At 44.9% G+C, this 7,175-nt stretch carries 6 protein-coding genes; all 6 read right to left on the bottom strand.

Annotated elements, in window-relative coordinates:
- Positions 1 to 47: 47 nt before the first annotated feature.
- Positions 48 to 428 (bottom strand): TraR/DksA family transcriptional regulator, encoded by a 381-nt coding sequence (locus CHU92_RS09655; protein WP_094415012.1) that lies wholly within the window; start codon positions 426 to 428, stop codon positions 48 to 50.
- Between the two features lie 9 nt (positions 429 to 437).
- Complete coding sequence (gene ileS, locus CHU92_RS09650) at positions 438 to 3,998, bottom strand: isoleucine--tRNA ligase (RefSeq protein ID WP_094415010.1); 3,561 nt, start codon at positions 3,996 to 3,998, stop codon at positions 438 to 440.
- 89 nt (positions 3,999 to 4,087) lie between these two features.
- The gene (locus CHU92_RS09645) at positions 4,088 to 4,780 is read right to left on the bottom strand and encodes an SDR family NAD(P)-dependent oxidoreductase (RefSeq protein ID WP_094415008.1); all 693 of its coding nucleotides are present in this window, start codon (positions 4,778 to 4,780) and stop codon (positions 4,088 to 4,090) included.
- A complete protein-coding gene (locus tag CHU92_RS09640; protein ID WP_094415006.1) occupies positions 4,780 to 5,070 on the bottom strand; it encodes a TIGR03643 family protein in 291 nt (96 codons plus the stop codon). Before CHU92_RS09640 ends, CHU92_RS09645 begins: the two co-directional genes overlap by 1 nt.
- Entirely contained in the window at positions 5,058 to 6,347 is a 1,290-nt protein-coding gene (locus tag CHU92_RS09635) for a DASH family cryptochrome (protein ID WP_094415004.1), read from the bottom strand. Before CHU92_RS09635 ends, CHU92_RS09640 begins: the two co-directional genes overlap by 13 nt.
- A gap of 112 nt (positions 6,348 to 6,459) precedes the next feature.
- Entirely contained in the window at positions 6,460 to 7,173 is a 714-nt protein-coding gene (gene recO, locus CHU92_RS09630) for a DNA repair protein RecO (RefSeq protein ID WP_094415002.1), read from the bottom strand.
- Positions 7,174 to 7,175: the final 2 nt, after the last annotated feature.

Genomic DNA, 7,175 nt, shown 5'->3' with positions numbered 1-7,175 from the left:
AAAACGTAAAAAAACCGTCTCAAGTTGTGAGACGGCTTCTTTGTTTTTTAGCGTTGCATATTCTTAGCTTCGATGCTCATGGTAGCATGCGGCACCAGCTTGAGCCGTTCTTTGCTGATAAGCTTGCCTGTAACTTTGCAGATGCCGTAGGTTTTGTTCTCTATCCTGATAAGGGCATTTTTAAGGTCGCGGATAAACTTCTCCTGGCGTATGGCCAGCGCGGAGTTTGCTTCTTTTGACATGGTTTCGCTTCCTTCTTCAAATGCCTTAAATGTTGGCGATGTATCATCGGTACCATTGTTAAGGTCATTCATATAAGCGCTTTTTATCAGCTCAAGATCGGCTTTTGCCTTTTCAATTTTCTTTGTTATCAGTTCCTTAAACTCTGCCAGGTCAGCATCTGAGTATCGTATCTGCTCTTCTACCATTTTTTAGTCCTATTTTGAAATTAATACTAAGGTTTCTATTTCGTCAAATTGTATTTCTGTTCCGTTTTCTATTGTATCGCTGAAGATAAGCGCATCTGTAAGCGTTTCTGATTTTATGTAGGCTTCATTTGCCTTTACCGCTTCTTCCAGCACATTGTTGTCTTTCAGGTACACTTTTATCCTGTCAGTTACTTCAAAACCGGAGTCTTTCCTGAGGTTTTGTATCCTGTTCACAAGCTCCCGTGCAATTCCTTCTTTCTTTAATGTTTCGGTTATGGTTATATCCAGCGCAACAGTTATGCCGTTTGCAGTGGCTACCAGCCATCCGGGGATATCCTGTGAGGAAATCTCTACATCTTCAGTTGTTAAGGTAATACTTTTTCCTGAAATAACAACATCTATACGCCCGTTTTTCTCTATTTCCCGGATTTGTTCCTGTCCGAAAAGTTGTATTTCTTTGGAAATCAATCCCATATCTTTGCCAAATCTTGGGCCTAATGCTTTAAAATTCGGTTTAATCTGTTTTACAAGCACGCCCGAGGCATCATCCAGCAAATCAATTTCCTTTACATTTACCTCTGCTTTTATCAACTCTGCAACCGCTTCTATTTCATCTTTCTGACGTGCATCAAGCACAGGGATCATTACCTTTTGCAGCGGCTGGCGTACCTTTATCATCTCTTTTTTCCTTAGCGAAAGCACCAGCGATGAAATAGTTTGTGCTTTTTGCATCCTGCTTTCCAGCGATTTATCAACATGCTTTTCATCATATGCGGGAAAATCGGCCAAATGTACGCTTTCAAAACGTTCAGCCTGTGAAGCTTGTGTTAAATCTTTATAAAGCCTGTCCATATAGAACGGCGCTATGGGAGCGCTTAGTTTGGCAACGGTTATAAGGCAGGTGTACAGTGTTTGGTAAGCGGCTATTTTATCCTGTGCATACTCACCCTTCCAGAAGCGGCGGCGGCACAGGCGCACGTACCAGTTGCTCAGGTTTTCCTGCACAAAGTTCGATATGGCCCTTGCGGCACGTGTAGGCTCATAATCGGCATAATAGCTGTCAACATCTTTTATAAGTGTATTCAGTTCCGAAAGTATCCATCGGTCTATCTCCGGCCTTTCCACCAGCGGCACCTCAGGTTCGGCATAGCTAAAACCGTCAATATTAGCATATAGCGCAAAGAATGAATAGGTATTATACAGCGTGCCAAAGAACTTCCGCCGCACCTCGGCCACCCCTTCAATGTCAAACTTCAGGTTGTCCCACGGGTTGGCATTGCTTATCATGTACCAGCGGGTAGCGTCCGGGCCGTATTCGGCAAGTGTTGCAAAGGGGTCAACGGCGTTACCCAGGCGCTTGCTCATTTTTTGCCCGTTCTTGTCAAGCACCAACCCGTTTGATACTACATTTTTATATGCCACATTATCGAATACAAGGGTAGCAATAGCGTGCAGTGTATAGAACCATCCGCGTGTCTGGTCAACTCCTTCGGCAATAAAATCGGCCGGGAAGGCAGTGTTGTTATCTATAAGCTCTTTGTTCTCGAAGGGATAATGCCATTGTGCATACGGCATAGCGCCGCTGTCAAACCATACATCTATCAGGTCGGCCTCGCGCTTCATCGGCCTGCCTGAAGGTGAAACAAGAACAATTTTGTCTACTACGTTCTTGTGCAGGTCAATTTTATCATAATTCTCGTCACTCATGTTGCCCGGCTCAAATCCATTGAAAGGGTTTTCGGCCATAAGGCCTGCCGCAACTGCTCTTTCAATTTCGTTGTACAGTTGTTCTGCAGAGCCAATAACCATCTCCTCAGCTTTATCCTCCGTTCGCCATATAGGCAATGGTATGCCCCAGTAGCGTGAGCGCGAAAGGTTCCAGTCGTTGGCATTTTTCAGCCAGTTGCCAAAACGGCCTTCACCCGTGGCTTTGGGCTTCCAGTTGATGGTTTCGTTCAGGTCGAACATCCTGTCCTTTACATCGGTCATTTTAATGAACCAGCTGTCCAGCGGATAGTAAAGCAGCGGCTCATCGGTCCTCCAGCTGTGCGGGTAGCTGTGTACATATTTTTCAACCTTGAAGGCTTTGTTCTGCTCCTTGAGCATTATGGCTATTTCCACATCTACAGACTTTTCAGGAGCTTCGCCTTTATCATAATACTCATTCTTAACATATTTGCCTGAAAGCTCTCCCAGCCCCTGTATAAACCTTCCCTGAAGGTCAACCAGCGGCACAGGGTTGCCATGCCCGTCCAGCACCAGCATAGGCGGCACTTCCGGCTGTGCTTCTTTAGCGGCTTTAGCATCGTCTGCACCAAAGGTAGGCGCCGTGTGCACTATACCGGTACCATCCTCAGTGGTTACAAAATCACCAGATATAACACGGAAAGCGTTTTCAGGGTTTTGGTACGGCAACACATACGGCAATAGCTGTTCATAGCGAATGCCTACAAGGGCTGCCCCTTTAGCTTCAGCTAAAATTTTATAGGGTATATTTTTTTTTGTATTTGTTAGGTAGGAAATTCTTAATTCTTTTGAATCTTCGAGATTCTTTATAGTAGGTTGATCAGCCCCTCTTTCAGCTTCCAATAATTTATCGGTTTTATTTCTAAATTCTTGAAGCGTTGAGCTGTCATTTAAAGCTTTATTAATTTGAGTATCATCTTGTACATCTAAAAAACCCTTTCCAAAATGTTTACTAACTAAATTTTTAGCTAACACAACATTTACTTTTTGCTCCGTATACTGGTTAAATGTCTTTACCAGTACATAATCAATGTTAGGCCCTACAGTTAATGCTGTATTACTTGGCAATGTCCAGGGCGTGGTTGTCCAGGCTAATATAAAATCATCCCCTGTCCTTTCACCTGACAACCCAAATGCTTTATCAATCGAGTTATCCATTCCCCTTTCGGGGGTAAGGGGGCGGAACTGAGCCACAATAGTGGTATCGGTAACATCCCTGTACGCACCGGGTTGGTTTACCTCATGCGAAGAAAGCCCTGTACCTGATTTTGGTGAGTAGGGCTGTATAGTGTAGCCTTTGTACAGCAGCCCTTTATCATATATCTGCTTGAGCAGCCACCAAACCGATTCCATATATTTGGGCTTATAGGTTACGTATGGGTCTTCCATATCTACCCAGTAGCCTATTTTTTCAGTAAGGTCGTTCCATACGTCAGTATAACGCATAACGGTGCGCTTACAGGCCTCGTTATACTCCTCAACCGTTATTTTAGTGCCTATGTCTTCTTTAGTAATGCCAAGCTCTTTCTCAGTACCCAGCTCTACCGGAAGGCCGTGGGTATCCCAGCCTGCCTTACGTTTTACCTGGTAACCCTTCTGGGTCTGGTAGCGGCAGAAAATATCTTTTATGGCGCGTGCCATAACGTGGTGAATCCCCGGCAGGCCGTTGGCGCTTGGCGGGCCTTCAAAAAATACGTACTGCGGTTTGCCTTCGCGCGTGGTTACGCTTTTATCAAATATGTTCTCTTTTTTCCAGAAATCAAGTACTTCACCGGCCACTGCAGGCAGGTCAAGTCCTTTATATTCAGTAAATTTCTTGCTCATCCTTCTGTTCTAAAAAATCAATTTGCGAAAGTAACGATTTTTTTATTGTAATGGAAAAATAGAGCAAGATATAGCTTTATATACCCTGACTATACCTTCAGGTTGTTCATGCCACCATCAACAGCAAGTACCTGCCCCGTAATCCAGGCCGACTGGCTGCTTAGCAGGAAGGCTATGGCAGCAGCAAGGTCTTGAGGTGTACCAATTTTTTTTGCAGGGTTGCGGTTTTGGGCGGCATCACGCTTTTCGGGTGTGCCTAAGAATTTTTCTGACAGTGGTGTATCTGTAAGTGAAGGAGCAATGCAGTTTACCCGTATTTTTGGTGCCAGTTCGGCTGCCAGCGACCGCGTAAGTCCCTCAAGCGCAGCTTTTGCCATCGCTATGGAACTATGGAAGGGCATACCGGCGGCAACAGCCACAGTGCTTATAAACACGATGGAGCCATTGCTGCTTTTTTTAAGATTAGGCAGGTATGCCTGCGCAAACGCAGCCGCGCCAAGTGCGTTAATGTTGTAATCCTGCACAAAATCTTCTTTACTGTAGCGGTTAAAAGGCTTCAGGTTGATGGTGCCCGGAAAGTACACTATGCCGTCAACAGGCTCTTCTAATACCGGATAAGCATTAAAATCATATCCGCTCACGGTATAAACCCGGTTATAGGCATTTTCAGGTGTTTTGGCAGATAGGCCTATAACAGTATGTCCCTGCTGCCTTAGCAGTGTAGCCGCGGCAACGGCCATAGCTGAGGATGCCCCGGCAAAAAGGTATGTTTTTGATTCCATTATCTTCTTTTTGATATTTTGTTGAGGGTTATCTGCCTTTGCAGGCTGCATTTAAAACGGCTTATCTCTTCATTTCTTTTTTTGGCATGTTTTGTAGCACAGGCTTCAACCCTTTCACGCCAAAGCCTGTAGCTGCTGAACTTTAATTCCCTTTTCATCAGCGCCTTTACATCAGCCTCCGAAAGCCCGAACTGGAACTTAATGGCATCAAAAGGGGTGCGGTCTTCCCATGCCATTTCTATTATACGGTCGGTTTCCTGCTCGGTAAATTGCTTTTTTATTGTAGCCATAGTTTCCTGTATATTTTTTTGGGGTCATAATCTGCGGCCTGTTTATCTACATTAAACTTCCTGTTTTCCCTGGGGTCATTTCCCACACCTGCTATGTACGCCCAGTTGCCCCAGTTGCTGCTCGCATCATAATCTACGAGCTGCTGCTCAAAATAGGCTGCGCCGTAGCGCCAGTCAATACCAAGGTCATTACACAGGTAGCTCGCCACATTTTGCCGGCCCCTGTTACTCATAAACCCGGTATATTTAAGTTCACGCATATTGGCATCAACAAAATCATTGCCTGTCTGCCCATCCGCCCATTGCTGCAGCAGTTCAGGAATAAAAATCCCTGTTGAAGAAGCCCTGCCCTTAAAGCCACCCTTAAGGAACAGCTTGTTCTTATGCTTTTTCATCATGAACCGGAAATAATCACGCCACAATAATTCAAAGATCAGCCAGTAGGTTGATTTGTTGGCTCCATACGTTGCTTCGTAACGCTTTACCTCGCTGTAAACTTCACGTGGCGAAAGGCAGCCGAAAGCGAGCCACGGAGAGAGTTTGGATGAAAAATCGCGGCCGGTAAGCCCGTCCCGTGTTTCTTTATAAGTAGCAATTGCCTTTGTGCCGAAAATAAAATCATTGAGCCGTGCCAGGCCTTCGGTTTCGCCGCCCCTGAATATTATGGAGGCCCGTTCGTCGGCTTCAGCATCTGTCCCGCCAAGTTCTTTAGCCTCCGGAAGCGCCAAAGGAGGCATTACAGGTGAAACAATGCGCGGGGGTTTACTGAAGAGCGGGCGTATGATGCTTTCTTTCTCGGTCTTTTTCCTGAAATTGGTAAATACATCAGGAATATCTTTTATTGAAAAAGGCAAATCTTCAGCATGGTAAAGCGTGCTGGTGCTGTACGTTTCGAATGAGCAGCCCAGTTTCCAGAGCTGTTTTGTTACTTTTTCTTCTGTCGCTTTCTCTTCAAAGGCTACTTCTTTTTTAGCGAAAACTTTTTTGGCATTGTATTTTTTGGCAACATTATAAAGTTCAGTGGCAGGATCGCCCTTTACCACAAGGAGGCCTGAACCCAGGGCACGCAGCTGTGCATCAAGGTCAGTTAATGATTCCATCAGGAATTTAATGCGGAAATCGCCTGTTTTGCGGAAGCCGAAGCGGGTAGTGCCAAAATGTGAATCGTCAAAACAGTAAACAGGTACTACAGTATCACCGGATGACAAAGCCCTTACAAGGGCTTCATTATCATGAAGCCTTAAATCAGTTTTAAACCATACAATCACAGCAGGCATAACAGCGTTACAGTTTTTCAGGACACGGGTTCCATACGAATTTACTGCATCGGTGCGTATTAAGCTAATAAAATCTAAACTTTAGCTATTGTTTAATGCCCGGAAAACAGTATTAGCTGAATACTTCCTTCAGTACTTCTGCTGAATTAGGCCTGCGGAAGCCTTCAAGATGGAAAGCATAGTAATCAAGCAGTATTTTTAGCAACACCTGTCTTTCGGCAACGCTGAACGCTTTGGCGTTATGGTCAAACCTCAGCTCCATAAGCCTTACCAGAAGGTGTGTTTCCTCTCCGGTAAGGCAGCTCAGCGTCTCATTAGGGATGAACATCCCTTCGGTCATTTCAAAGTAAAGGCAGCCGCTTGTATGCCTTTGGGGGTAAAAGCCCAGAAACTTTGTTATTTCCAGCAGGAGCACCAGGTGGAAGTTTGCTGCCGCCTCATGGCTGTCGAGCCACAAGAGCGAAGTTTCCAGAAAGTCATAAAGGGCAAGGTTTTTTTCTTCTTCCTTTATACTGTGGTGCAGCATTTCAGATATAAATATAGCCACGGCTGTTTTAACAATATCAGTATGCAGGGTGTGATAAGGATATGCCAGCTTCAGCTCCTTAAAATATTCAAGCCGTCCTTTATTTTTATGTACTGCCTCTACTTCAAGTATGTTCAGCGGCTGGAAGTAAGCGATTTTCTGGGTGTTCTTTCGCGATGAGAAAGCATCCCGGATAAAGTAAGACTTAAGCCCGTCAGACGCTGTAAAGCATTTTACCACAAGGCTTTTTTCCTGGTAACGGATAGCGCTTATTACTATGGCTTTTGTTTTTACAGGCATAA

It is taken from the genome of Flavobacterium cyanobacteriorum, assembly GCF_002251835.1.
In the GTDB taxonomy this organism is placed as follows: domain Bacteria; phylum Bacteroidota; class Bacteroidia; order Flavobacteriales; family Flavobacteriaceae; genus Flavobacterium; species Flavobacterium cyanobacteriorum.
The sequence above is the reverse complement of the archived record's forward strand: the minus strand, read 5'-3'. Positions and strand labels throughout refer to the sequence as shown.

What these genes read in the sequence shown, in the direction of transcription:
- CHU92_RS09635 (WP_094415004.1), bottom strand. Translation starts at nt 6,347, where the DNA reads ATGCCTGCTGTGATTGTATGGTTTAAAACTGATTTAAGGCTTCATGAT.
- CHU92_RS09655 (WP_094415012.1), bottom strand. Translation starts at nt 428, where the DNA reads ATGGTAGAAGAGCAGATACGATACTCAGATGCTGACCTGGCAGAGTTT.
- ileS (WP_094415010.1), bottom strand. Translation starts at nt 3,998, where the DNA reads ATGAGCAAGAAATTTACTGAATATAAAGGACTTGACCTGCCTGCAGTG.
- CHU92_RS09640 (WP_094415006.1), bottom strand. Translation starts at nt 5,070, where the DNA reads ATGGCTACAATAAAAAAGCAATTTACCGAGCAGGAAACCGACCGTATA.
- CHU92_RS09645 (WP_094415008.1), bottom strand. Translation starts at nt 4,780, where the DNA reads ATGGAATCAAAAACATACCTTTTTGCCGGGGCATCCTCAGCTATGGCC.
- recO (WP_094415002.1), bottom strand. Translation starts at nt 7,173, where the DNA reads ATGCCTGTAAAAACAAAAGCCATAGTAATAAGCGCTATCCGTTACCAG.